The sequence below is a fragment of the Bacillus sp. PS196 genome (genome assembly GCF_037963555.1).
Taxonomy (GTDB): Bacteria; Bacillota; Bacilli; order Bacillales; family Bacillaceae; genus Bacillus; species Bacillus subtilis.
Window position 1 is genome coordinate 967597 of record NZ_CP150159.1, and the last position, 25759, is coordinate 993355.

The 25759-nt window shown below is 44.7% G+C and carries 22 protein-coding genes; 17 read left to right on the plus strand and 5 right to left on the minus strand.

Going from position 1 to position 25759, the window contains the following annotated elements:
* Positions 1–32 precede the first annotated feature (32 nt).
* Positions 33–3686 carry a 5'-nucleotidase C-terminal domain-containing protein gene (gene yhcR / locus NST79_RS05090; RefSeq protein ID WP_212059670.1) on the plus strand — a complete coding sequence of 1218 codons (3654 nt, stop codon included), beginning with the start codon at positions 33–35 and terminating at the stop codon, positions 3684–3686.
* The gene (gene srtA / locus NST79_RS05095; RefSeq protein ID WP_212059668.1) at positions 3683–4279 is read left to right on the plus strand and encodes a sortase SrtA; all 597 of its coding nucleotides are present in this window, start codon (positions 3683–3685) and stop codon (positions 4277–4279) included. The genes yhcR and srtA overlap by 4 nt, the downstream gene beginning before the upstream one ends.
* 29 nt (positions 4280–4308) lie before the next feature.
* Here the strand turns inward: srtA and NST79_RS05100 are convergent, their stop codons facing one another.
* Entirely contained in the window at positions 4309–5217 is a 909-nt protein-coding gene (locus NST79_RS05100; protein ID WP_212059666.1) for an RluA family pseudouridine synthase, read from the minus strand.
* 110 nt (positions 5218–5327) lie between these two features.
* Between NST79_RS05100 and NST79_RS05105 the strand changes: the two genes are divergently transcribed.
* The 13 genes from NST79_RS05105 (at position 5328) to yhdA (ending at position 19658) form a co-directional block, all read left to right on the plus strand.
* Positions 5328–5723: a YhcU family protein gene (locus NST79_RS05105; RefSeq protein ID WP_003233401.1), complete on the plus strand. Its 396-nt coding sequence runs from the start codon at positions 5328–5330 to the stop codon at positions 5721–5723.
* Between the two features lie 136 nt (positions 5724–5859).
* A complete protein-coding gene (locus tag NST79_RS05110) occupies positions 5860–6282 on the plus strand; it encodes a CBS domain-containing protein (RefSeq protein ID WP_128992573.1) in 423 nt (140 codons plus the stop codon).
* 127 nt (positions 6283–6409) lie between these two features.
* Positions 6410–7072, plus strand: a complete 663-nt coding sequence (locus NST79_RS05115; protein WP_032725278.1) for an HAD family hydrolase — start codon at positions 6410–6412, stop codon at positions 7070–7072.
* Between the two features lie 15 nt (positions 7073–7087).
* A complete protein-coding gene (locus NST79_RS05120; protein WP_003245514.1) occupies positions 7088–8629 on the plus strand; it encodes a bifunctional GNAT family N-acetyltransferase/carbon-nitrogen hydrolase family protein in 1542 nt (513 codons plus the stop codon).
* Between the two features lie 420 nt (positions 8630–9049).
* On the plus strand, positions 9050–10402 hold the full coding sequence (locus NST79_RS05125; protein ID WP_010886456.1) for an aspartate aminotransferase family protein: 1353 nt from the start codon (positions 9050–9052) through the stop codon (positions 10400–10402).
* 27 nt (positions 10403–10429) lie between these two features.
* The gene (glpP, locus tag NST79_RS05130; RefSeq protein WP_003233388.1) at positions 10430–11008 is read left to right on the plus strand and encodes a glycerol uptake operon antiterminator GlpP; all 579 of its coding nucleotides are present in this window, start codon (positions 10430–10432) and stop codon (positions 11006–11008) included.
* 178 nt (positions 11009–11186) lie between these two features.
* The gene (gene glpF / locus NST79_RS05135) at positions 11187–12011 is read left to right on the plus strand and encodes a glycerol uptake facilitator protein GlpF (RefSeq protein ID WP_003233386.1); all 825 of its coding nucleotides are present in this window, start codon (positions 11187–11189) and stop codon (positions 12009–12011) included.
* Positions 12012–12029: 18 nt separating this feature from the next.
* Positions 12030–13520: a glycerol kinase GlpK gene (gene glpK, locus NST79_RS05140; protein WP_003233384.1), complete on the plus strand. Its 1491-nt coding sequence runs from the start codon at positions 12030–12032 to the stop codon at positions 13518–13520.
* 140 nt (positions 13521–13660) lie between these two features.
* Positions 13661–15328, plus strand: a complete 1668-nt coding sequence (glpD, locus tag NST79_RS05145; RefSeq protein WP_021479678.1) for a glycerol-3-phosphate dehydrogenase — start codon at positions 13661–13663, stop codon at positions 15326–15328.
* 131 nt (positions 15329–15459) lie between these two features.
* Entirely contained in the window at positions 15460–17205 is a 1746-nt protein-coding gene (pgcA, locus tag NST79_RS05150; RefSeq protein WP_021479677.1) for a phosphoglucomutase, read from the plus strand.
* Positions 17206–17353: 148 nt separating this feature from the next.
* Entirely contained in the window at positions 17354–18493 is a 1140-nt protein-coding gene (yhcY, locus tag NST79_RS05155; protein WP_032721229.1) for a two-component system sensor histidine kinase YhcY, read from the plus strand.
* A complete protein-coding gene (yhcZ, locus tag NST79_RS05160; RefSeq protein WP_212059664.1) occupies positions 18490–19137 on the plus strand; it encodes a response regulator transcription factor in 648 nt (215 codons plus the stop codon). The genes yhcY and yhcZ overlap by 4 nt, the downstream gene beginning before the upstream one ends.
* Complete coding sequence (gene yhdA / locus NST79_RS05165; protein ID WP_070548748.1) at positions 19134–19658, plus strand: FMN-dependent NADPH-azoreductase; 525 nt, start codon at positions 19134–19136, stop codon at positions 19656–19658. The genes yhcZ and yhdA overlap by 4 nt, the downstream gene beginning before the upstream one ends.
* 14 nt (positions 19659–19672) lie before the next feature.
* Here the strand turns inward: yhdA and NST79_RS05170 are convergent, their stop codons facing one another.
* Positions 19673–19915, minus strand: coding sequence for a YhdB family protein (locus NST79_RS05170; protein ID WP_003233373.1), 243 nt, complete (start codon positions 19913–19915; stop codon positions 19673–19675).
* Positions 19916–20115: 200 nt separating this feature from the next.
* Here NST79_RS05170 and NST79_RS05175 point away from each other — a divergent pair, with 200 nt between their 5' ends.
* Positions 20116–20439: a YqzG/YhdC family protein gene (locus NST79_RS05175; RefSeq protein WP_003233371.1), complete on the plus strand. Its 324-nt coding sequence runs from the start codon at positions 20116–20118 to the stop codon at positions 20437–20439.
* Between the two features lie 41 nt (positions 20440–20480).
* Here NST79_RS05175 and lytF read toward each other — a convergent pair whose 3' ends face one another.
* The 3 genes from lytF to NST79_RS05190 form a co-directional block, all read right to left on the minus strand.
* The gene (lytF, locus tag NST79_RS05180) at positions 20481–21947 is read right to left on the minus strand and encodes a peptidoglycan endopeptidase LytF (protein WP_192858337.1); all 1467 of its coding nucleotides are present in this window, start codon (positions 21945–21947) and stop codon (positions 20481–20483) included.
* Positions 21948–22099: 152 nt separating this feature from the next.
* Positions 22100–22540, minus strand: coding sequence for a nitric oxide-sensing transcriptional repressor NsrR (gene nsrR / locus NST79_RS05185; RefSeq protein ID WP_014479293.1), 441 nt, complete (start codon positions 22538–22540; stop codon positions 22100–22102).
* Positions 22541–22647: 107 nt separating this feature from the next.
* Positions 22648–24306 (minus strand): mechanosensitive ion channel, encoded by a 1659-nt coding sequence (locus NST79_RS05190; RefSeq protein ID WP_212059662.1) that lies wholly within the window; start codon positions 24304–24306, stop codon positions 22648–22650.
* A 30-nt stretch (positions 24307–24336) separates the two neighbouring features.
* Here NST79_RS05190 and spoVR point away from each other — a divergent pair, with 30 nt between their 5' ends.
* Positions 24337–25743: a stage V sporulation protein SpoVR gene (gene spoVR, locus NST79_RS05195; RefSeq protein WP_003233364.1), complete on the plus strand. Its 1407-nt coding sequence runs from the start codon at positions 24337–24339 to the stop codon at positions 25741–25743.
* Positions 25744–25759: the final 16 nt, after the last annotated feature.

Sequence of the window (25759 nt, forward strand, 5' to 3'; positions counted from 1 at the left end):
CGTGTATTATGCAGAAGCCTGAAAGGAATTATATGCTGTCTGTCGAAATGATAAGCAGACAAAATCGTTGTCATTATGTGTATAAGGGAGGAAATATGATGAGGCGTATTCTGCATATTGTGTTGATCACGGCATTAATGTTCTTAAATGTAATGTACACGTTCGAAGCTGTAAAGGCAGCTGAACCGCAGCAGCCTATATCAGTTGAGAAGGCAATACAGCAAAAAGAAGGACAGGCGCTTGTCGAAGGATATGCAGTCGGCCAGGCTGTTTCCCCGCAGCATTATAAGCTGACAAGCCCTTTTTCAAATGATTATAATGTCGCGCTGGCAGACCGTAAAAACGAGACATCGCCCGAACACATCCTTCCTGTGCAAATCCCCTCCGCCTTCAGAAGCCAATTTGGGCTGCAAACCAATCCGCTTCTTCTTGGGAAAAAGATAACGGTTCAAGGAAAGCTTGAAAATTACTTTAACACGACAGGACTTAAAAACGTTCAGTCGATGAACGTAACCGATGACACGAAAACTCCGCCGGCTGAACAGCAAGTGACCATAAATGAAGCACGGGGAAGGCTGAATGAAGAAGTAACGATAAAAGGGATCATTACAGCTGATCAAAACGCAATCGGAGGCGGGAAGCTGTCGACCTTTTTGCAAGATGAAACCGGAGGCATTAACATTTATTCGCCATCCCCTGAACAATTTCCCGAATTAAAAGAGGGTATGGATGTCACGGTGACAGGGAAAATCATGTCTTACCAGGGGCTGAAAGAAATCGTTCCAAGCTCATCAGGCATCAAAATCAACCAGTCAAATCAATCCCTCCCCGCCCCCAAACACTTAACAATCAATGAACTTATTAACGGCAGCCTAGGTGATCAGTATGAAGGACGCCTTGTGAAACTAACCGCTTTTGTTTCCTCAATTCCAAGTTCTCCTGCCGGCGGCGGTTACAATGTAACAATGATTGATGACGACCATCATGCAATGACGCTCCGGGTTATGAATGAAACAGGGGTGATAGACGAGCTTGATGAGGGCAAATGGTATGAATTTACCGGTGTGTTAAGCAGATACCAAACCTTTCAGCTGCTTCCGCGAAAATCGGCTGACCTGAAGCTGCTTGAAGAGCAGCCTGCACCTCCGTCTGCGGAGGGAGAATATGAAGGGATTGTTGACCGGGTAGTTGACGGCGATACCATTCATCTCAAATCTCCGGTGCATGGAACGACAAAAATCCGGTTTGTAAATGTAGATACACCCGAAACATATCACACACCAAAAAATGACGCAGATGAAAATCAATTAAGATTTGGCAAAAAAGCATCTGACTATCTAAAAACGGTTCTGTCCCCGGGTGATAAAATTACTGTCAAGGTTGGGAGTGAAGCCAAGGACAGCTATGGCAGATTGCTCGGACAAGTCATAACCGAATCAGGTTCCAACGTAAACTTAGAGCTTGTAAAAAATGGCTATGCTCCGACGTATTTTATTTGGCCGGTTGACAATGAAGAGGATTATCAGCAGTTTCAGGCCGCAGTAGCCGCTGCAAAAAAAGACCAAAAAGGAATTTGGAATGAAAACGATCCGCTCATGGAAATGCCGTTTGAATTCAGAGCCAGAGAGCAAGGGAAAGGCCTAACAAGATATGTGGGGGACTCGTCGAATAAAACATATGTGCAGCCAGCTGACTGGAAGAAGGTAGCTGTGGAAAACAGAATTTTCTTCGCTTCAGCAAGTGAAGCGGAGAGCGCGGGATATAAAAAAAGGCAAACGGCACCTCAAGAACATGTGCCGCTTAGAATTCTCAGCATGAATGATTTGCATGGCAAAATCGATCAGCAATATGAGCTTGATCTTGATGGAAATGGAATTGCAGACGGCACGTTTGGACGCATGGATTATGCCGCCGCATATTTAAAAGAAAAAAAGGCTGAAAAGAAAAACTCGCTGATTGTGCACGCGGGAGATATGATCGGCGGAAGCTCTCCAGTTTCCTCTCTTCTTCAAGATGAACCGACTGTAAAACTGATGGAGGACATCGGATTTGATGTCGGAACCGTGGGAAACCATGAATTTGATGAAGGCACGGATGAACTGCTGAGGATCTTAAATGGCGGTGATCATCCGAAAGGCACAAGCGGATATGATGGACAGAACTTTCCCCTTGTATGTGCCAATTGTAAAATGAAATCAACTGGAGAGCCCTTTTTGCCGGCTTATGACATCATAAATGTGGAGGGCGTACCCGTTGCTTTTATCGGGGTTGTCACACAGTCGGCAGCTGGCATGGTTATGCCTGAAGGAATAAAAAATATCGAGTTTACAGATGAAGCAACAGCGGTGAATAAGGCGGCCAAAGAGCTGAGGAAAAAAGGCGTGAAGGCTATCGCGGTTCTCGCACATATGTCAGCTGAACAAAACGGCAACGCCATTACCGGTGAGTCTGCTGATCTTGCAAACAAAACAGATTCTGAAATTGACGTGATTTTTGCCGCGCATAATCATCAGGTTGTTAACGGTGAAGTGAATGGAAAACTGATTGTTCAAGCGTTTGAATATGGAAAAGCGATAGGTGTCGTTGATGTAGAGATCGATAAAACGACAAAAGACATTGTCAAAAAGTCCGCGGAAATCGTATATGTTGATCAAAGTAAAATCGAACCGGATGTCAGCGCGTCAGCCATTTTAAAGAAATACGAAACAATTGCGGAACCAATTATCAGCGAGGTAGTCGGCGAAGCCGCTGTTGATATGGAAGGGGGGTATTCAAATGACGGCGATACACCTCTTGGAAACCTGATTGCGGATGGTATGAGAGCTGCCATGAAAACGGATTTTGCTCTTATGAATGGCGGCGGCATACGTGAAGCGCTGAAGAAGGGTCCAATTACGTGGGGAGATCTTTACAATATTCAGCCGTTTGGAAATGTGTTAACGAAGCTTGAGATTAAAGGAAAAGATTTAAGAGAGATTATCAATGCTCAAATCTCACCGGTTTTTGGGCCTGACTACAGCATCAGCGGGTTTACGTATACGTGGGATAAAGAAACCGGAAAAGCAGTTGATATGAAAATGGCAGATGGCACCGAGATCCAGCCCGATGCCACATATACATTGACCGTCAACAACTTTATGGCGACGGCGACAGGAACCAAATATCAGCCAATCGGACTGCTGGGAAAAAATCCGGTGACAGGGCCTGAGGATTTGGAAGCGACAGTTGAGTACGTGAAGAGTTTTGATGAGCCAATTGCGTATACAAAAGAGGGAAGAATTAAGCTTGCTGAAGCCAGTGATATTGAAGACCCTGTAACAGAAGACCCGATTACGGAAGAGCCTGGAGATGATCCGGTGACGGAGGATCCGATTAAAGAGGATCCAAGGCCAGGTGAAGATTTGCCTAATATAAAAGAAACTCCGGGAACAGCGCCGGTTCATCAGCTGCCGCCTTCAGCCATTTCGAGATTCAATGAAATACGAATCAACAACACAAAAACCGCTGATACTGCTAATAGCATCAGCACATTGCCGTTACAAACCGAGACTGCGGAAAGCGGGTCTGATTATCCGCTTCCGGATACGTCAGCGGGCTACTATAACTTTATGGTGATCGGTGCGGCGGTGACATTGTCAGGAACTTATCTATATGTCAGAAGAAAAAGGAGCGCCTCCAGAACGTGAAAAAAATTATTCCACTATTCATCATTGCTGCCGGCCTAGTGATCGCAGGCTATGGAGGCTTTAAATTGATCGATACGAATATGAAAACGGAACAGACATTAAAAGAAGCAAAACTGGCGGCTGAAAAGCCGCAGGAACTTTTGGGGACGGAAAATAGCTCAGATCAAGCAAAGAACAAAGCATCATTTAAGCCTGAGACCGGCCAAGCGAGCGGCATTTTGGAAATACCGAAAATCAATGCAGAGCTTCCGATCGTGGAGGGCACCGATGCTGATGATTTAGAAAAAGGTGTCGGGCATTACAAGGACAGCTATTATCCTGATGAAAACGGGCAAATTGTGCTGTCGGGGCATCGGGATACCGTGTTTCGCCGGACGGGAGAGCTGGAAAAGGGGGATCAGCTCCGTCTTCTCCTGTCATATGGAGAATTCACATATGAAATTGTAAAAACAAAAATTGTCGATAAGGATGACACATCTATTATCACGCTCCAGCATGAAAAGGAGGAGCTTATTCTAACGACCTGCTATCCGTTTTCATACGTCGGAAATGCCCCGAAACGCTATATTATATATGGAAAACGAGTGACTTAAAAAGCCGAGGCAGTGCCTGCGGCTTTTCTTCATGAAAAATATGTGCGGCAAAGGTTTTTCATATCAGCCGGGAAAGGGGCTTCAGCAACTATGAGCTCGTCTGTTATCGGGTGAACCGCTTGTACTTTATTGGCGTGCAGTGCCTGCCTGTTTAGCAGCTTGCTCCCGCCTCCGTAAAGCGAGTCTCCTGTCAACGGATGTCCGATGCTCGCCATATGAACACGGATTTGGTGTGTTCTGCCTGTTTCCAGCTCTAATTCAACGAGCGACAGCCGTTCTTTCACATTGCTGGCCATTACCTTGAAATGAGTGACGGCTGTTTGCCCGCCTGGTGAAACCCGGCGTCTTGTCGGGTGTGACCGGTCTCTGCCGATTGGTGAATTAATTGTCCCTTTTTTCGTTCGTAGCTTACCTTCAGCGATGGCGGTATACGTACGCTTCAGCGTCTTTTTCTCTAACTGCTGGTCTAAGATGGCGTGTGCCAAACGATGCTTGGCAAAAACGATAGCGCCAGATGTATGCTGATCAAGACGATGGACGTGGCGCACCTTACATGTTTCGCCATTTATCTGATAATGATAAGCGATCAAATTAGCCAGTGTGCCGGTTTGCCCATCCTCATTCGGATGCGTCGCAATGCCAGCGGGTTTATTGACGATGAGCATATGATTGTCCTCATATAAAATATCAAGCTCGCCATACTCCGGAATGACCGAAGATGCTTCACTTTCCTGAAGATCAATGAAGACGCGGTCTCCCTTTTTTACAATCATATTGTTTAAGACGGATTCGTGATTGACCTTTATCTGTTGATGGGACATCCAGTCTTGTATCACTGGTTTAGAAGCTTTGAGCGCTGTTTTGAGTACGGAAAACAGCCATTGGCCGTCCTGTTTTTCATTGATGAGGATCTCAAGCCCTCTGCCTTTTTGGTTCATGTTAAATGGCTCCTTTTCGAAGCGGAAGGCTGCTGTTTCTCATAGGAAACACTTACCTTAGCTTTCGCGTTTTTTTCTGTGCTATTCTTGAGTAAGACTTAGGATATTCGATGGCAAGAAAGGTGATTGACGTGAGAATTGTGAACGCAGCAACTGCAGAACAGGAGAGCTTTATCAAGGAGCTGTCTATGGAGCTGATCCATGATGTATTTCCTCTTTATTTCTCCGAACTGGACATTCAGCGCTTTAAAAAGAAAGGCGTTCTGTCTTTAAATAACCATTATTACCAAGGAACATTAAAAGAAGCATTTCAAATTATGGCTTGTCTGCAAATGATACATATTATCCTGACCAAGCCTTCGCCGCACTCTGATTTGAGTGATCAGGCGATTTTTGAAAAAAACAGCAAGATGCTGAATGATTTTGGGATTTATTTTCCGTTTGCTTTTTCTGACTTTCAAAAGAAGACTAACAAAGCCTTTTTCGGTCAAAGAAGGCTGATATAATCATGCGGCAAGGGCTTTTCTATTTTTAGAAAAGCTCTTTTTGTATCAGAGAAATCATATCATAAAACCTTTCCTCTAACTCCCTTTTTAAACGGCTCGTGTCTGAACATACTAATGATTGAAAGGGGTGCTGACAATGAGTTCAGTTAAAGATACAATGACAACGCAGGTGGCAACCGTTTCTCCGAATCAAACGATTCAGGAAGCGGCTTCTCTAATGAAACAGCATAACGTCGGGGCGATCCCCGTTGTAGAGCAAGGTGTTTTAAAAGGAATGCTGACTGACCGTGACATTGCATTAAGAACTACAGCTCAGGGCCGTGATGGCCAGACACCCGTTTCAGAAGTGATGTCAACAGAACTCGTATCAGGAAACCCTAATATGAGTCTGGAAGACGCGTCGCAGCTGATGGCCCAGCACCAAATCCGCCGCCTTCCTATTGTAGATCAAAACAATCTAGTCGGGATCGTTGCGCTTGGAGACCTGGCAGTCAATCAGATGTCGAACGAGTCTGCGGGATTAGCGCTGACAAACATTTCTCACCAAAACATTCATTAATAAGAAAGAGCTTGCAGTGTGCAGGCTCTTTCTTCACATAAAACCTTACTTTTTGAAAGCAGACTTGTTTCGGGGTATAGTTGAGTGTATACATATGTCTCAATTTGTACTAAAGGAGTTGTATCCAGTGATTAAAGCGTTAATTTTTGATTTTGACGGGCTTATTCTAGATACAGAAACACACGAATATGAGGTTCTTCAGGAAATATTTGAAGAGCACGGCTCAGTGCTGCCGCTATCTGTCTGGGGAAAGGTCATCGGAACTGCTGCGGGTTTCCGGCCTTTTGACTATTTAGAAGAGCAGATCGGGAAAAAGCTGAACCATGAAGAGCTCACAAAATTGAGAAGAGAGCGGTTCGCCAAACGCATGGAAACAGAAAAAGCGAGACCTGGTGTGGAAGCGTATTTGAATGCGGCAAAGGATTTAGGCTTAAAAATAGGCCTTGCCTCCAGCTCTGATTATAAATGGGTGTCCGGCCATTTGAAGCAAATCGGCCTGTTTGATGATTTTGAAGTTATTCAAACTGCTGATGATGTGGAAGAGGTAAAGCCGAATCCTGAACTCTATTTATTGGCGGCAAAGAACCTCGGGGTATCGCCAGCGGAATGTCTCGCGTTTGAGGATTCTGTCAATGGTTCGATTGCTGCGAAACGTGCAGGCATGAAGTGTGTCATTGTCCCGAATAAAGTAACGGGTACCTTGATGTTTGAAGACTATGATCACAGGCTTGAATCAATGGCGGAGATGGAGCTCGCCCTATTGCTTGATCATCTGAACTCACAAAACTAGAAAGGAGCGAGTAGGTTGTCTGAGAAATTAGATTTGACCCGGTTTGAAAAGAAAATGGTTATCCGCAATATCGAAGAGAAAGACATCGACAAGATTATCGATCTTCAAAAGGACTGCTTTCCAGGAATGGAGCCTTGGAAGCGGGAGCATTTAATCAGCCATTTGGAGCATTTTCCAGAAGGACAATTTTGTGCAGAATTCGAAGGTGAAATTATCGGTTCGTGCTCAAGTCTCCTGATTAACTTTGATGAATATGATGACCGCCATACGTGGCAGGACATTACAGATGACGGTTATATCACCAACCATAATCCTGACGGCTTGAATATGTACGGAATTGAAGTCATGGTGCACCCGAAATACAGACGAATGAAGATCGGCCACCGTTTGTACGAGGCGAGAAAGGACTTAGCCAGACGCTTAAACCTGAAAAGCATCATCATAGGCGGGCGGATTCCAAACTATCACAAATATGCAGAGGAAATGACAGCGAGAGAGTATGTTGAACAGGTGACACGCCACCAAATTTACGATCCGGTTCTTTCTTTTCAGCTGATGAACGGCTTTACCCTTATGCGAATTAACCCGAACTATCTCCCGGATGATACAGCTTCGATCAAGTATGCGACGCTGATGGAATGGAATAATGTGGATTATCTACCGCAGCAGACAAAACGCTATTATAAATCGGCGTTCCCTGTTAGAATTTGTGTGATCCAATACGAAATGAAGAAAATTTATTCCTTTGAGGAATTTGCGAATCAAGTAGAATACTATGTCGATGTTGCTTCCGACGCAAGATCTGATTTTGCGGTGTTCCCGGAAATTTTCACAACCCAGCTGATGTCCTTCCTTGAGGAACGGTCACCGAGCTTGGCGGTGCAGAGAATTACCGAGTATACAGAAGATTACATCAGCCTGTTTACTGACTTGGCTGTGAAGTATAACGTCAACATTATCGGCGGATCTCATTTCGTCGAAGAGGAAGGCAAGATCTATAATATCGCTTACCTGTTCAGACGGGACGGAACGATCGAGAAGCAATACAAACTCCATATTACGCCGAATGAACGCAAATGGTGGGGGATCAGCGCAGGAGACCAAGTTCGCGTGTTTGATACGGACTGCGGGAAAATCGCGATCCAGATCTGTTATGACATTGAATTTCCTGAGCTTGCCCGGATTGCGGCTGATAAAGGAGCCAAAATCATCTTTACGCCATTTTGTACAGAAGACCGTCAAGGCTATCTGCGTGTCAGATACTGTTCGCAGGCTAGAGCGGTTGAAAATCAAATTTATACGGTTATCTCTGGAACGGTCGGAAACCTTCCGCAAACGGAAAACATGGATATCCAATACGCCCAGTCAGGCATCTTTGCCCCGTCTGATTTTGAATTCGCCCGAGACGGCATTGTCGGCGAAACAAACCCGAATATTGAAATGGTCGTCATCGGCGATGTTGACCTGGAAATTCTCAGAAGACAGCGCCAAAACGGTACAGTGCGCCAGCTAAAAGACAGACGACGTGATATTTATCATATTCAATATAAAAAATAATTCCCAAAAAACCCGCCTGAATTGGCGGGTTTTTTTAAACAAAAGCGGAATTGTTTAGGTGCTTTCTTTAAAATAAAAGTAAATTGTATAGTGGAGGTGCCTTATGGAGTTTCTGTATTTTCGCCATTTCCTATATCATACAGAAAACGGCTAGGCTTCACATTGCTATTGCAATGGCTGTCCAAGTTGTTTCGAGTGCGACCTTTATCAGTACGATGCTGAGCATTGTCACTTTGCCTGTTTTGCTTTGGAAGCTGCATCCTCTTTCTTCTTGAGAAAGGGGATGTTTTATTATTTACGCGGTTTATTGACTCTGACCCGGTCTGGCTTTATATTGAAGGCAGGGAAATCATCACCAAGACATCACATAAAGAGAAGGTCTGTTTCAATTGAATTGGCATTATAGGGAACGCTAATGAAATGGAGATGATGGGGATGGAAAACATTCAGCAAAATCAGGGATTAAAGCAAAAAGATGAGCAATTTGTGTGGCATGCCATGAAGGGAGCGCATCAAGCGGACAGCCTGATAGCCCAGAAGGCCGAAGGGGCCTGGGTAACCGACACAGACGGACGCCGCTATTTGGATGCGATGTCCGGTTTGTGGTGCGTCAACATTGGTTACGGCAGAAAGGAGCTTGCGGAGGCTGCCTATGAGCAACTAAAGGAGCTGCCTTACTACCCGTTAACGCAAAGTCACGCACCCGCAATTCAACTGGCGGAAAAGCTGAATGAATGGCTTGGCGGCGATTATGTTATTTTTTTTTCCAACAGCGGATCGGAAGCAAACGAAACTGCTTTTAAAATTGCCCGCCAGTACCATCTGCAAAACGGCGACCACAGCCGTTATAAATTCATCTCAAGATATCGGGCATACCACGGCAATACATTGGGAGCGCTCTCAGCTACCGGACAGGCGCAGCGGAAATATAAATACGAGCCTTTGAGCCAAGGGTTCCTGCATGCAGCTCCGCCAGATATATACCGGAATCCTGATGATGCAGACACGCTTGAAAGCGCAAATGAAATCGACCGCATCATGACATGGGAATTAAGCGAAACGATTGCCGGGGTCATTATGGAGCCCATCATTACAGGCGGAGGCATCCTAATGCCGCCGGACGGATATATGAAGAAGGTGGAGGACATTTGCCGGCGCCACGGAGCCCTTTTGATTTGCGATGAAGTGATCTGCGGGTTTGGACGGACAGGTGAGCCGTTCGGGTTTATGCACTACGGTGTGAAGCCTGATATCATTACGATGGCAAAGGGAATCACAAGCGCGTATCTGCCATTGTCAGCGACTGCTGTGAAACGGGACATTTTCGAAGCGTATCAGGGGGAAGCTCCTTATGACCGTTTCCGCCACGTGAACACGTTCGGCGGAAGCCCGGCTGCCTGTGCTTTGGCGTTGAAAAACCTGCAAATTATGGAGGACGAACAGCTGATTCAGCGATCCCGTGATCTTGGAGCAAAGCTTTTAGGTGAGCTTCAAGCTCTGAGAGAACACCCGGCAGTCGGGGATGTTAGAGGAAAAGGGCTGCTGATCGGAATCGAACTCGTCAAAGACAAATTGACTAAAGAGCCGGCTGATGCCGCCAAAGTAAACCAAGTGGTTGCGGCGTGCAAAGAAAAAGGGCTGATCATCGGCAAAAACGGCGATACAGTCGCCGGCTACAACAATGTCATCCAGCTTGCGCCGCCATTTTGCCTGACAGAAGAGGACCTTTCCTTTATCGTGAAAACGGTGAAAGAAAGCTTTCAAACGATATAATATAAAAGTGAATTATTAAAGGAGCACATGATGAGTTTTCACAACCAGCCGATCTTACCGGCTATTCGCAATATGAAGCAATTTGATGAGTTTTTGAACAGTTCGTTCTCTTACGGTGTTATTCTTGATATTCATCTCGGCCAGCTGAAGGGCGTGATCAAAGAAGCGCAAAAGCACGGAAAGAACATGATGGTGCACGTCGATCTCATTCAAGGGATTAAGCATGACGAATACGGTGCGGAATTTATATGTCAGGATATCAAGCCCGCTGGGATTATTTCCACAAGATCGAATGTGATTGCCAAAGCGAAGCAGAAGAAAATTTATGCCATTCAGCGCCTGTTTTTGCTTGATACAAGCGCGATGGAGAAAAGCATGGAGTTTATCGGCAAGCATAAGCCTGACTTCATCGAAGTGCTTCCCGGCATCGTTCCGTCACTCATTCAGGAAATAAAAGAGAAAACAGGGATTCCCATCTTTGCCGGGGGTTTCATCCGTACGGAAGAGGATGTAGAGCAGGCATTGAAAGCGGGGGCTGTAGCTGTCACAACATCTAATACCAAATTGTGGAAAAAATATGAAAACTTTTTGACGGAAAGTGATTGACACCGCTTTCATGCACTGATACAATTGCACTAGGTTAATACATTGTGATGGAGAACTCGGAGACCACAGCAGCTCTTTACGGCAAATGTTTATGCACCCGTAAAGCGGTTTGTTGTGGTTTTTTTATTCTCTTCTTCTCTATCATGCTTTTTAATCGTGACTTTAGGAGGAATGTGCTATGACAGCATTTTGGGGAGAAGTCATCGGTACGATGCTGCTTATCATTTTTGGTGCAGGTGTTTGTGCAGGTGTCAATTTAAAGAAATCGCTTTCATTCCAGTCTGGCTGGATTGTTGTTGTATTTGGATGGGGATTGGGTGTTGCCATGGCGGCATACGCGGTTGGCGGCATCAGCGGTGCCCATTTGAATCCGGCGCTAACGATAGCGCTTGCATTTGTAGGAGATTTTCCTTGGAAAGAGGTTCCGGTTTATATTGCGGCGCAAATGATCGGAGCGATCATCGGTGCGGTGATTATTTATCTGCATTACCTCCCGCACTGGAAGTCAACGGATGATCCCGCTGCCAAGCTGGGTGTTTTCTCAACAGGGCCCAGCATTCCGCATACATTTGCAAACGTTTTAAGCGAAGTGATTGGGACATTTGTCCTTGTACTTGGAATCTTGGCCATAGGTGCAAATCAATTTACAGAAGGACTTAATCCTTTAATCGTCGGTTTCCTCATTGTAGCAATCGGTATTTCTCTGGGAGGCACCACCGGCTATGCTATCAATCCTGCACGTGACTTAGGTCCGCGGATAGCCCACGCTTTTCTTCCGATTCCGGGGAAGGGCTCATCAAACTGGAAATACGCATGGGTTCCGGTAGTCGGCCCGATTTTAGGCGGATCATTCGGCGGTGTATTTTACAACGCTGCATTTAAAGGGCACATCACAAGCAGCTTCTGGATTGTAAGCGTTATATTGGTTGTGGTATTGTTAGGACTCTATGTTTATACGAAATCACATTCTGCTAAAACATTATCAAATTCTAAATATATTTAATCAAAGGGGAGACATCTTATGGAAACGTACATTTTATCCTTAGATCAGGGGACGACAAGTTCAAGAGCGATTCTGTTTAATAAAGAAGGCAAAATTGTCCACTCTGCTCAAAAGGAATTTACACAATACTTCCCGCATCCTGGCTGGGTTGAGCATAATGCCAATGAAATTTGGGGCTCTGTCCTCGCGGTTATCGCCTCAGTCATCTCTGAATCAGGAATCAGCGCTTCTCAAATTGCCGGCATCGGCATCACGAACCAGCGCGAGACGACGGTTGTGTGGGATAAAGATACAGGAAGTCCTGTCTATAATGCAATCGTTTGGCAGTCCAGACAGACGTCCGGCATTTGTGAGGAACTTCGTGAAAAAGGATATAATGATAAATTCAGAGAAAAAACTGGGCTTTTAATCGATCCATACTTCTCCGGCACGAAGGTGAAGTGGATTTTAGACAATGTGGAAGGCGCGAGAGAAAAAGCGGAAAAAGGCGAGCTGCTGTTTGGAACGATTGATACGTGGCTCATTTGGAAAATGTCAGGCGGAAAAGCGCATGTGACCGATTACTCCAATGCCTCAAGAACACTGATGTTTAATATTTACGATTTAAAATGGGACGATGAACTGCTCGACATTCTAGGCGTACCGAAATCCATGCTCCCTGAAGTGAAGCCGTCCTCTCATGTGTATGCGGAGACTGTTGATTATCACTTCTTCGGAAAAAATATCCCGATTGCTGGAGCGGCAGGCGACCAGCAGTCCGCATTGTTCGGCCAGGCATGCTTTGAAGAAGGCATGGGGAAAAACACATACGGCACAGGATGTTTCATGCTGATGAATACCGGGGAAAAAGCAATTAAGTCCGAACATGGGCTTTTGACAACAATCGCTTGGGGCATTGACGGAAAAGTGAACTATGCGTTAGAAGGAAGCATTTTTGTCGCAGGCTCTGCCATCCAGTGGCTTAGAGACGGATTGAGAATGTTCCAGGACTCTTCGCTTAGCGAATCTTATGCAGAGAAAGTGGATTCAACTGACGGCGTATATGTCGTTCCGGCCTTTGTCGGACTGGGAACGCCTTACTGGGACAGCGATGTGCGCGGTTCGGTTTTCGGCCTGACAAGAGGGACAACAAAAGAGCACTTTATCCGTGCGACACTGGAGTCATTGGCTTATCAGACCAAAGATGTGCTTGACGCAATGGAAGCAGATTCAAACATTTCATTAAAGACGCTTCGTGTAGACGGAGGAGCTGTGAAAAACAATTTCCTAATGCAGTTCCAAGGAGACCTGTTGAATGTTCCTGTGGAGCGCCCGGAAATTAATGAAACGACTGCACTTGGCGCGGCTTATTTGGCGGGTATCGCTGTGGGATTCTGGAAGGACCGTTCTGAAATCGCGAACCAGTGGAATCTGGATAAACGGTTTGAGCCTGAATTAGAAGAAGAAAAACGAAATGAGCTGTATAAAGGCTGGCAAAAAGCCGTGAAAGCAGCTATGGCTTTTAAATAAAGTAATACTATGGTATAATGGTTACAAGTTAATAAGAACGGTCCTGAGATGAGGAGAGACCACAGCACCAAAGTGTAAGCATGCACTTTGGCTGTTGTGGTCTCTTTTTCTATTTACCGTGACAACAAGGAGGAAACGTAATGATGAAACATCAATTTTCAAGTCTTGAAAGAGATCGCATGCTGACAGACATGACGAAAAAAACATATGACCTATTTATTATCGGAGGAGGAATTACAGGAGCCGGAACAGCTCTTGACGCGGCATCAAGGGGAATGAAGGTCGCACTAAGCGAAATGCAGGACTTTGCGGCAGGAACATCAAGCCGATCAACGAAGCTGGTACATGGCGGCTTGCGCTATTTAAAACAATTTGAAGTGAAAATGGTCGCTGAGGTAGGAAAAGAGCGGGCGATTGTGTATGAAAACGGCCCGCATGTCACTACACCGGAATGGATGCTGCTTCCGTTTCATAAAGGCGGCACATTCGGTTCATTTACAACATCAATCGGGTTAAGGGTTTATGACTTCCTTGCAGGTGTGAAAAAGTCAGAACGAAGAAGCATGCTTTCAGCAAAAGAAACGCTGCAAAAAGAACCTTTGGTAAAAAAAGACGGCTTAAAAGGCGGCGGGTACTATGTGGAATACCGCACTGACGATGCGAGACTGACCATCGAAGTCATGAAGGAAGCGGTGAAATTCGGGGCAGAGCCTGTGAATTACTCCAAAGTGAAGGAGCTTCTTTACGAAAAAGGCAAAGCCGTCGGCGTATTAATTGAAGATGTGCTGACAAAGAAAGAATATAAAGTGTATGCGAAAAAAATTGTCAATGCTACAGGCCCTTGGGTCGATCAGCTCAGAGAAAAAGACCATTCGAAAAACGGAAAGCATTTGCAGCATACAAAAGGCATTCACCTTGTATTTGACCAGTCTGTCTTTCCGCTGAAACAGGCTGTATATTTCGATACACCTGATGGCCGGATGGTATTTGCGATTCCTCGTGAAGGCAAAACATACGTGGGAACAACAGACACTGTTTACAAAGAGGCGCTGGAGCATCCGCGGATGACAACGGAGGATCGTGATTATGTCATTAAATCAATCAATTACATGTTCCCGGAACTGAATATCACTGCGAATGACATCGAATCCAGCTGGGCGGGGCTGCGTCCGCTGATTCATGAAGAAGGCAAAGATCCTTCTGAAATTTCACGGAAAGACGAGATTTGGACATCTGACTCAGGCCTGATCACCATTGCCGGCGGAAAACTGACTGGATACAGAAAAATGGCTGAGCACATCGTTGATCTTGTCCGTGATCGCTTAAAAGAAGAGGGCGAAAAAGATTTTGGACCATGTAAAACGAAAAACATGCCAATCTCTGGCGGGCACGTCGGCGGTTCGAAAAATCTTATGTCCTTCGTTACCGCGAAAACAAAAGAAGGAATTGCAGCCGGTTTATCAGAAAAAGACGCAAAACAGCTGGCGATCAGATACGGCTCTAACGTAGATCGCGTCTTTGACCGGGTAGAAGCGCTGAAAGATGAGGCCGCGAAACGCAACATTCCGGTTCATATTCTTGCTGAGGCAGAATACAGTATAGAAGAAGAGATGACTGCAACTCCTGCTGACTTCTTTGTCCGCAGAACGGGACGTTTATTTTTTGATATCAATTGGGTAAGAACATATAAAGATGCCGTTATTGATTTTATGAGCGAGCGATTCCAATGGGATGAGCAGGCGAAAAACAAACATACAGAAAACCTCAACAAGCTTTTACACGATGCGGTCGTACCGCTTGAGCAATAAATCATAACGGGCTGTCTGCAGCCCGTTATTTCTTTTTACGTGCCGAAAGGGCCAGATCTCAGGTTATCAAGTGACAGAGGCACCCGCTTCATATAAAATAATGGCATAAGCTGATACATAGGAGGACGAATATGACTTGGAGAAAGAGCTATGAACGCTGGAAACAGACAGAACATTTAGATCCGGAATTAAAAGAGCGCCTTATTGAATTAGAGGGAGATGAACAGGCCCTTGAGGACTGTTTCTATAAAGACCTTGAATTCGGTACCGGCGGAATGCGCGGGGAAATCGGCGCCGGGACAAATCGGATGAATATTTACACTGTGCGCAAAGCATCGGCCGGGTTTGCGGCATACATCTCGAAGCAAGGTGAGGAAGCGAAAAAACGGGGCGTTGTCATTGCTTATGATTCCCGCCATAAATCTCCGGAGTTCGCGATGGAAGCGGCAAAAACACTTGCGACACAAGGCATCCAAACATACGTGTTTGATGAGCTTCGCCCGACGCCAGAGCTGTCATTCGCTGTCAGACAGCTGAATGCTTATGGTGGAATTGTGGTAACGGCAAGCCATAACCCGCCTGAATATAACGGCTACAAAGTATACGGGGATGATGGCGGCCAGCTGCCTCCAAAGGAAGCGGACATCGTCATTGAGCAGGTAAACGCGATTGAAAATGAGCTGACGATCACAGTGGACGAAGAAAATAAGTTAAAAGAAAAAGGCTTAATCAAAATCATCGGTGAAGATATTGATAAAGTTTATACAGAAAAACTGACGTCCATTTCTGTACATCCTGAATTATCGGAAGAAGTAGATGTAAAGGTTGTTTTCACACCGCTGCATGGAACTGCAAATAAACCGGTCAGACGCGGTCTTGAAGCACTCGGCTACAAAAATGTAACGGTTGTCAAAGAACAGGAACTGCCGGATTCAAACTTCTCCACTGTTACATCGCCGAACCCGGAAGAGCATGCGGCATTCGAATATGCCATTAAGCTTGGGGAGGAGCAGAATGCAGATATTCTCATCGCGACAGATCCTGATGCTGACCGCCTCGGCATCGCGGTGAAAAACGATCAAGGCAAATATACAGTGCTGACAGGAAACCAAACCGGAGCGCTGCTGCTTCATTACCTGCTTTCTGAAAAGAAAAAACAAGGCATCCTGCCTGATAACGGTGTTGTTCTCAAAACGATCGTCACAAGCGAAATCGGCCGTGCTGTAGCTTCTTCATTCGGCCTTGATACGATTGATACGCTGACAGGCTTTAAGTTTATCGGTGAAAAGATTAAGGAATACGAGGCATCAGGCCAGTATACCTTCCAATTCGGTTATGAAGAGAGCTACGGTTATTTAATCGGGGATTTTGCCCGCGATAAGGACGCCATTCAGGCTGCGCTTTTGGCAGTTGAAGTTTGCGCGTTCTATAAAAAACAGGGAATGTCATTGTATGAGGCGCTCATCAATCTCTTTAACGAGTATGGTTTTTATCGTGAAGGGCTGAAATCCTTGACGCTGAAAGGCAAACAAGGAGCAGAGCAAATTGAAGCGATTCTTGCTTCCTTCAGACAAAATCCGCCGCAGAAAATGGCGGGCAAACAGGTTGTCACAGCAGAAGATTACGCTGTAAGCAAACGGACGCTTCTGACTGAAAATAAAGAAGAAGCCATCGACTTGCCAAAATCAAATGTACTGAAATACTTCCTGGAAGACGGGTCTTGGTTCTGTCTTCGTCCTTCTGGAACTGAGCCGAAGGTTAAATTTTATTTCGCCGTAAAAGGGTCATCTTTGGAAGACAGTGAAAAGCGACTTGCCGTCCTTTCTGAAGATGTAATGAAGACGGTGGATGAAATTGTTGAGTCGACAGCAAAATAATTCAAGTATGAGCTGGGTCATTGTAAATGATCCGGCTTTTTCTTTTTCTCATCCAAAAGTCTGAAAGAAAATCATCCTACAAGTGAAGTAATGAAATACAAAAAACTGGTATAATCTTAAATACAAGATCAATGCCGGAGTGAGAAACGTGAGCAAAACGAGGATGGAAAAATTAAAAACGCTGAAAACGATTGCGGAAACCTTAAATCAAGGGCACGATATCAAAGCAACACTGGATGAGGTTTTAAAAGAGTTGCTGAGTCTGACAAACCTTCAATCCGGATGGATTTTTCTGATCGAAGAAGATGGGTCTTATACGTTAGCGGCCGACGCTTATCTGCCCCCGGCTTTAAGCCGCAAGGAAAAAGTGCTGATGTGCGAAGGGGAGTGTTACTGTCTGACGAAATTCAATAACGGAGGGCTTAGAAAGGCTGCAAATATCATGAACTGCAAACGCATCGAATCAGCAGAAAACCTGCATTGTTTTGACACAGAAGGGATTACGCATCATGCAACTGTGCCTTTAGAAGACGGGGACAGAAGATTCGGATTGTTAAATGTAGCGGCGGCCGGAAAAACCATGTTTGATGAGGAAGAGCTGCATTTACTCGAGTCTGTCGCCTTTCAGATCGGAACGGCAATCCAGCGTATGAGGCTTTCTGAATATCAACAAAAAAATGCTCTTTTAATGGAGCGTAACCGCCTCGCTCAGGAGCTTCACGATTCAGTCAATCAAATGCTGTTTTCCGTCAGTTTAACTGCCAAAGCTGCGAAGACACTAACAAAAGATGAGAATTTACAGCAGATGATTGATTTCATCCAAAACCTATCACAGGACGCGCTCGCAGAAATGAAAGCGTTAATTTGGCAGCTTCGCCCCGGAGGATTGGAAAAAGGGCTGGCTGAAGCCATTAAAAGCTATGGTGCGCTCATTGGATTGAAGATCATTTTTACACAAAAAGGATGTCCTGTTCTGACTGATGAGCAGGAGCATATGCTATGGCGTGTCGTACAGGAAGCTTTAAATAACTGCAAAAAGCATGCCGGAACGGATACGGCGTATGTTAGTCTGACTGCTTCTTTGTGCCATGCGGAGCTGGATATCATCGATCATGGGGCAGGATTTCGCTATGAAGCGCATGCCGATCTGCCTTCACTTGGCATCAAGGGTATGAAAGAACGGGCGGAAAAAGCCGGAGCTAAGTTTTGGATTGAGTCAGCGCTTGGAACAGGAACAAAGCTGTCCATCAGGCTTCCGCTAACAAGCCGAAAAGGAGGGGCGGTATGAAAATTGTCATTGCAGATGATCATCATGTTGTCAGAAAGGGTCTGCGTTTTTTCTTTGCCACCCAGGATGATATTGAAGTCGTCGGAGAAGCTGCAACTGGATTAGAAGCTCTCCGTGTCATCGAAGAGACAAAGCCGGATCTTGTGCTAATGGATCTGTCTATGCCCGAGATGGACGGCATTCAAGCCATTAAAAAAGCAATACAGCAATTTCCGTATACGAATATCATTGTGCTGACGAGCTACTCTGATCAGGAGCACGTCATCCCCGCGCTTCAGGCAGGCGCGAAGGCGTATCAATTAAAGGATACGGAGCCCGAGGAATTGGTGAAAACACTAAGACAAGTGCATGGTGGCGAATACAAGCTTTCTACAGCTATTATGCCCCATGTGCTGACACATATGAAAAATCAGCACGACCCGGAAAAAGAAAAATACTATCAATTAACTAGAAGGGAAAAAGACGTTCTGACTGAAATAGCGAACGGGAAAAGCAATAAAGAAATCGCAGCAGCCTTGTTTATTTCAGAAAAAACAGTAAAAACCCATGTATCGAATCTTTTAGCAAAACTTGAAGTGGCCGACCGCACGCAAGCAGCGCTTTTCGCAGTGAAATATAACCTGAATGGAGAGATCTCAAAATGAACATGTTAGTCATAAATGGCACGCCAAGAAAACATGGCAGAACAAGAATTGCAGCATCCTATATTGCAGCTCTGTATCACACGGATTTGATTGATCTAAGCGAGTTTGTATTGCCCGTTTTTAACGGTGAAGCGGAACAATCTGAACTGTTGAAAGTACAGGAGCTTAAGCAACGCGTTACGAAAGCGGATGCGATTGTATTATTATCGCCTGAATATCACAGCGGCATGAGCGGCGCTTTAAAAAATGCCTTGGATTTTCTAAGCAGCGAACAATTCAAATATAAGCCCGTTGCATTATTGGCAGTAGCGGGAGGCGGAAAAGGCGGCATCAATGCGCTGAACAATATGAGAACTGTGATGCGGGGTGTCTACGCCAATGTCATCCCAAAGCAGCTGGTGCTTGATCCGGTGCATATTGATGTTGAAAATGCTACAGTGGCTGAAAACATTAAGGAAAGCATAAAAGAGCTTGTCGAAGAACTCAGCATGTTCGCAAAAACAGGAAATCCCGGCGTCTAAACGCCGGGATTTGTTTATGTGAGAAGGGCTATTTGATCTTCATAAGTCAGCTCTGTGGCATGATCAATATAACGGAGAAGGGAATACAGCATCTTTTCTAAAACGGCGTAATCCTGTTCAAAATGATACGCATGCAGAAAATGCTCAATTCGTTTTGATAACAAATCGTCCTCTGTACGCACCATTAAAATTAATAAATTATCCCATTGAGAACGATGGGTGTAATAAAGCGCTTTATCGTAATCGGCATAATCCATGAATCGCTTCTCCTTTCTTGGGTGAGAAGTTCATGATTAGTTTATGCCGCATCCTCTGTTATTGACGGGGCAAAACTTGCCGTCTGCGTCAGTAAAGGGGTAGCAATATGAGGGAGACATAAAATCAAAATGCCTGAATGAAGATATCGCTTTTGGTAAACCTATGAGGGAATATATTCTGGGTACAGGAGACTGAAAAAATGAAATCCCTGCCGTATACCATCGCGCTTCTTTTTTGCGGATTGATTATCGTGTCAATGGCTGCAAAAGGTCATTCAACGGACACAGACGAGTCCGTTCAAAAGTGGGAACAGCTTGCCTGGAGCAAAATTCAGGATGAATATAAGGGCGCTTCATTTTCTGATTATGCTTATATGGGGCGTACAGAGGTGAATGATCAGCAGACTAAAGATGTCTTTCGGGTGACAGTCAGACAGAAAGATGACACTTTTTCTGTTCGGGCCGAAGTCTATTTTCATCCGGTGACAAATCATATGATCAGCATCAACGTCTTTAGGCTCTAATAAAAAACTGTACAGCCGTTAAGGCCGCACAGTTTCTGTTTTTAGAAATATCGTTTTGCACCGAGATAGCGCTGTTTCCAGTAAGAGTTGTTCATATTGGAAATGACAACTCCGGAATCGTTGGCATTTATGAATTCCCCGTTGCCTAGGTAAATTCCGACGTGGGAAGGGCCGGCTTTATATGTTGAAAAGAAAACGAAATCTCCGACAGCAGGCTGGCTAACTGATTTCATTGTGTTCCAATATCCCGCTGCCGTTAATCTAGATACGGATGTGACTTTGTTCAGTACATAGTAAATGAATCCGCTGCAGTCAAACCCGGACGGTGTCGTGCCTCCCCAGCGATACGGAACCCCAAGCTGCGCTTTAGCGGCCGAAATCATTGTGTTAATCTTCGCACTCGTTGAGCTGGTGTTGTTTGAAGAACCGGATGAAGACGATGATGAAGCTTTTCCGGAAATGACCAGCTTTTGGCCAACCTGCAAGACATCCGTTTTTAAATTGTTTTTCTCACGAATCTGCTGAGCTGTTACATTAAATTTTTGAGCAATCACCCATAAGGAATCACCGCTTTTCACCGTGTATGTAGTCGTCGTGCCGGAGCTTGCATTTGACGAAGAAGACGACGATGATGAAGAGCCTGAAGATGCTTTACCTGTCAGCTTCAATACTTGTCCAACGTAAAGCACATCTGATTTCAGATTGTTGATATTTCGGATTTGCTGTACAGTCAGGTTATAGTTGTTTGCGATTTTCCAAAGTGAATCACCGCTTTTAACGGTATATTTAGTTGTTGCTGAAGTTTGGTTCGATTTGGATGAATTGTCTTTAGAAGACGTATCAGAGCCGCTTGATTTTGTTTTCAACACCTGATTCACGTAAATGGTGTCTGATTTTAAGTTGTTCAAGACCTTCAATTCAGCGATGGACATATTGACTTTGTTTGCAATTTTCCAGAGTGAATCTCCAAGCTGCACCTTATATGTTCCCGTAGAAGATGAGGAACTTGAACTCTTATTAGAACTGCTTTTTGAACTGGAGCTTGAACTCTTATTAGAGTTGCTTTTTTTACTGGAACTAGAGCTTGAAGAAACTGTACCGGACACCTTTAATTTCTGCCCAGCACGAATTAAATCGCTGCTTAGTCCGTTTAATTTTTTCAGTTCCTGCACGGTCATTTTAAACTCATTTGCGATCAGCCAAAGTGAATCTCCGCTTTTCACTGTGTAAACAGAACTTCCGCTCTTCTTGGTTGTTGAGCTTGAAGTAGATGAAGAAGTGCTGGATTTGCTGCCTGGAATAGTAAGCGTCTGGCCGATCGACAGAACAGTAGTCGAAAGATGATTGGCGGATGTGAGGGCCGCCACACTTGTGTTATAGGTTTGGGCCAGTTTCCATAAAGAATCTCCGCTTTTGACCTTAATCGTTGCTGCTTCAGCTGGTGTCACTACTAAAGTTGTGCCGACAATCGCAGATGCTGTCAGCCCTGCTGCTAATTTCTTTTTCATCTTAGCTCTCCTTTTTCCCCCAATGATTTTGCATTTGCTGTTTCTTTTTTATATCGGCACATTTGTCTCATCGTTTTGCCTTTTTATAAAAATAGCCAAATTATCTTAACAATAAGGGGGAAAAAGGGCATAAAAAAAGAAGGAATCTTAATCTATTCCTTCATTTTTAAAAGCTTCATGATATCTTCTTTGTTTTTGACGAGGTCGCGCAGTGTGTATTTGTCTAAAACTGCGAGGTAGGCTAAAAGCGCTTCATTCAGCACATGTTTTAAGCCGCAAACCGGGGAAATAACACAGAGATTCTTGTTCGCATCAAAACATTCAACAATATTAAAATCGTCCTCCGTTTTTCTGACAACCTCACCGATGTTGATGTCTTCAGGTTCCATGCCTAATCGTATGCCGCCGCCCCGTCCGCGTATCGTTTCTACGTAGCCGAGCTGGCCGAGCCTGTATATGACTTTCATGAGATGATTTTTTGAAATAGAATACGTTTCGGCAATCTGTTTTATATTTGAAAGTTCTCCGGGACGCTCTGCAGCCAGAAAAATCAACACTCTTAATGAATAATCTGTATAATTGGTTAACTTCATAATAAGACCTCAGAATAAGACATTTTCTATATCTTATCATAATCGATTGAAAAATGAAAAAAAAGGAATTAAAAAAACATGCACCCAGCTGGGTGCATGTTTTTTGCTTACATGTCATTCGGCGGATTTTGGTTTTTATGGTTTTTTTCGATTTCTGTGTTTTGCATTTTGCGTTCAAATGTAGACAGATAACGTGATGCAAAATCCTTACCGCCAAGGCCGAAGGATAAACCGAAAGCGAGTGCGAAGCCGCTAAGAACGATGATAAACGCGGAATTGACGATTGTCGCAGCGACACCAAGCTGATCCAGGGCCATAAAGAAAGCAAGTGCGATAATCGTATATTTAGCAATAGGCGCTAAAGACTTGAATTCCTGGCCTTTTATCATGCTTGAGAGCACTTTTCTCACCAATTCTCCTGCGTAAAGGCCGAGTCCGAGAATGAATACTGCGACAAGGACATTCGGCAGATACGCGATGATACCAGTGGCAATTTCTACGAGGAAGTGCAGCCGAACAATTTGAAGCGCCTCAGCTGTAAAGAGCAGAATGACAATGATTTGCGCAATCATACCGACAACTTGAGACAAGGACAGCTTTGCAGGCGTTCCGGCTTCCATGCCCATTTTCCCTAAGACAGAATCAAAGCCTGCGCGATGGAGCAGTCCGGACACCATGGATTTCACCCATTTTCCTGCCCAGATACCCGCTAATACAAGCACGATGGCAATTATGATGTTCGGAAGCATGTTTAAAATCGTATTCAGCATAGAGACAGCTGGTTTTGAAATGCCGGCGACATCCAGCTGATCAAGCGCTGAAATGACCACCGGAATCATAATGAGCACATAAGCGATTGTTCCGATGACTGCTGAAAGGCTTGTGTCTTTTAAGTAAATTGATAAACCCATACGTGCCGCTAATCTTTCCGTGCCGATGCTTGCAAGGAAATTCGTAATGATATCACGGACAAGGCGGGCAACAAGCCATCCGATTAATACGATAAGCGCCGCTGCAAATAATTTCGGCAGAAAAGCGAGCACGCTTTCCATCATATTTGTAAAAGGACCTGAAATGCCGCTGATTTTCAAAGAAGATAAGACCCCTGGCAGAAAAACAAGCAGCACGAGATAAAAGACAATTTGTGAAGCGGTATTGACAGCCTGGTGAATATCTTTTCCTTCAGACACCAAATTCCACTTGCGCAGTTTGTCACTCGTGTTCAGCTTCATCCCGATTTTTTTGACAAGGAAGCTTAAAACAGAGGCTGCAGCCCATCCTAACAGCAGAATGAGTCCAGCTTTCAGCACGCTTGGGATCGCGGCTGCAATCGCCGAAAGCATACTGACAAACGGCGATGCCACTGTTGTCAGGTGCAAAATGTTAAAGAATAAAATAAAGACGATGATCAGTGCGATAAAATAAACGACCTTGCTTATGACTTTTTCCGAGGAATAGCGTGAAGGCTTTTTCCCAGCAAAGAGCTTGTCGTCGATTTTTGTTTTGCTGAGTCCTTTGTATACCGCTTTTTCAATGATTTTAGCAATAGCCCAGCCGATTAATAAGACGAGTAAAGCAATGATTACGTTTGGCAGCTTACTGAGATAAGAAGAAAACACGTCTGCTACATTCAATTGGTATCGCTCCTTTTTCGTAGTATGGTGTGTGTTTACCCACTTATCCAATAAGCAAACAGATGAATGTGCCGGGGGAATTTTTTCTTGCCCGAGTGAGACTATCATCTTTTGTCTGGCGGGCTCATACATTATAGATAAGTCCAAGTAGGGGGGATTCGGTTGAACGCGGAGGAGAAGAAGGGATTACAGCGGGCAATTGAGGAAATTACCGAAATTGCAAAAGGATTCGGCCTTGATTTCTACCCGATGAGATATGAAATCTGCCCGGCTGAAATTATTTATACATTTGGCGCGTACGGGATGCCGACAAGATTCAGCCACTGGAGCTTCGGCAAGCAGTTTCACAAGATGAAGCTGCACTATGATCTAGGGTTAAGTAAGATCTATGAGCTGGTCATTAACTCAGATCCATGCTACGCTTTTTTGCTGGACAGCAACTCACTGATCCAAAATAAATTGATTGTCGCACACGTTCTTGCTCATTGCGATTTCTTCAAAAACAACTGCCGTTTCCAAAACACGAAGCGCGATATGGTGGAAAGCATGGCGGCAACAGCTGAACGGATAAAACACTATGAACAGGTTCACGGGATAAAAGAAGTCGAATCTTTTTTAGATGCAATCCTTTCGATTCAGGAGCATATCGATCCGTCGTTGGTCCGACCAAAGCTCCAATGGAGTGTGGATGATGAGGAAGAGGAGATTGAAGAGGCAGCCACGCCTTACGATGATCTATGGTCATTGGATGAAAAGAAACCGAAAAAACAAGTGAAAAAATCGAAAAAACCGTTCCCGCCGCGGCCTGAAAAAGATATCCTGCTTTTTATCGAGGAGCATTCCCGGGAGCTGGAGCCATGGCAGCGTGATATATTAACGATGATGAGAGAGGAAATGCTTTATTTCTGGCCTCAGCTGGAAACCAAGATTATGAATGAGGGCTGGGCTTCCTATTGGCACCAGCGAATTATACGTGAGCTTGATTTAACCTCTGATGAAGCGATCGAGTTCGCCAAGCTGAATGCAGGTGTCGTTCAGCCGTCCAAAACAGGCATTAATCCTTATTATTTAGGGCTGAAAATATTTGAAGACATTGAAAAGAGATACAACAACCCGACGGAGGAAATGAAGAAAATGGGCGTGCAGCCTGACTCCGGCCGGGAGAAAATGTTTGAGGTCAGGGAGATTGAATCCGATATCTCTTTCATCCGCAATTATTTAACCAAAGAATTAGTCATGCGCGAGGATCTTTATTTGTTTCAAAAACAGGGCCGAGATTATAAAATCATCGATAAACAGTGGAAGTCGGTGCGCGACCAGCTCGTAAGCATGCGGGTAAATGGCGGTTTTCCATATTTGACAGTAAACGACGGCGATTATATGAAAAATAACGAGCTCTATATTAAGCATTGGTATGAAGGAATAGAGTTAGATTTGAAATATTTGGAGAAAGTGCTCCCTTATTTATTCCAGCTTTGGGGAAGAAGCGTGCACATTGAGTCTGTGCTTGAGGATAAGGAAGTCATGTTTTCGTACGACGGAAAAGGTGTTCACCGCAGATATTTATAAAAAAGAGGATGCAGCG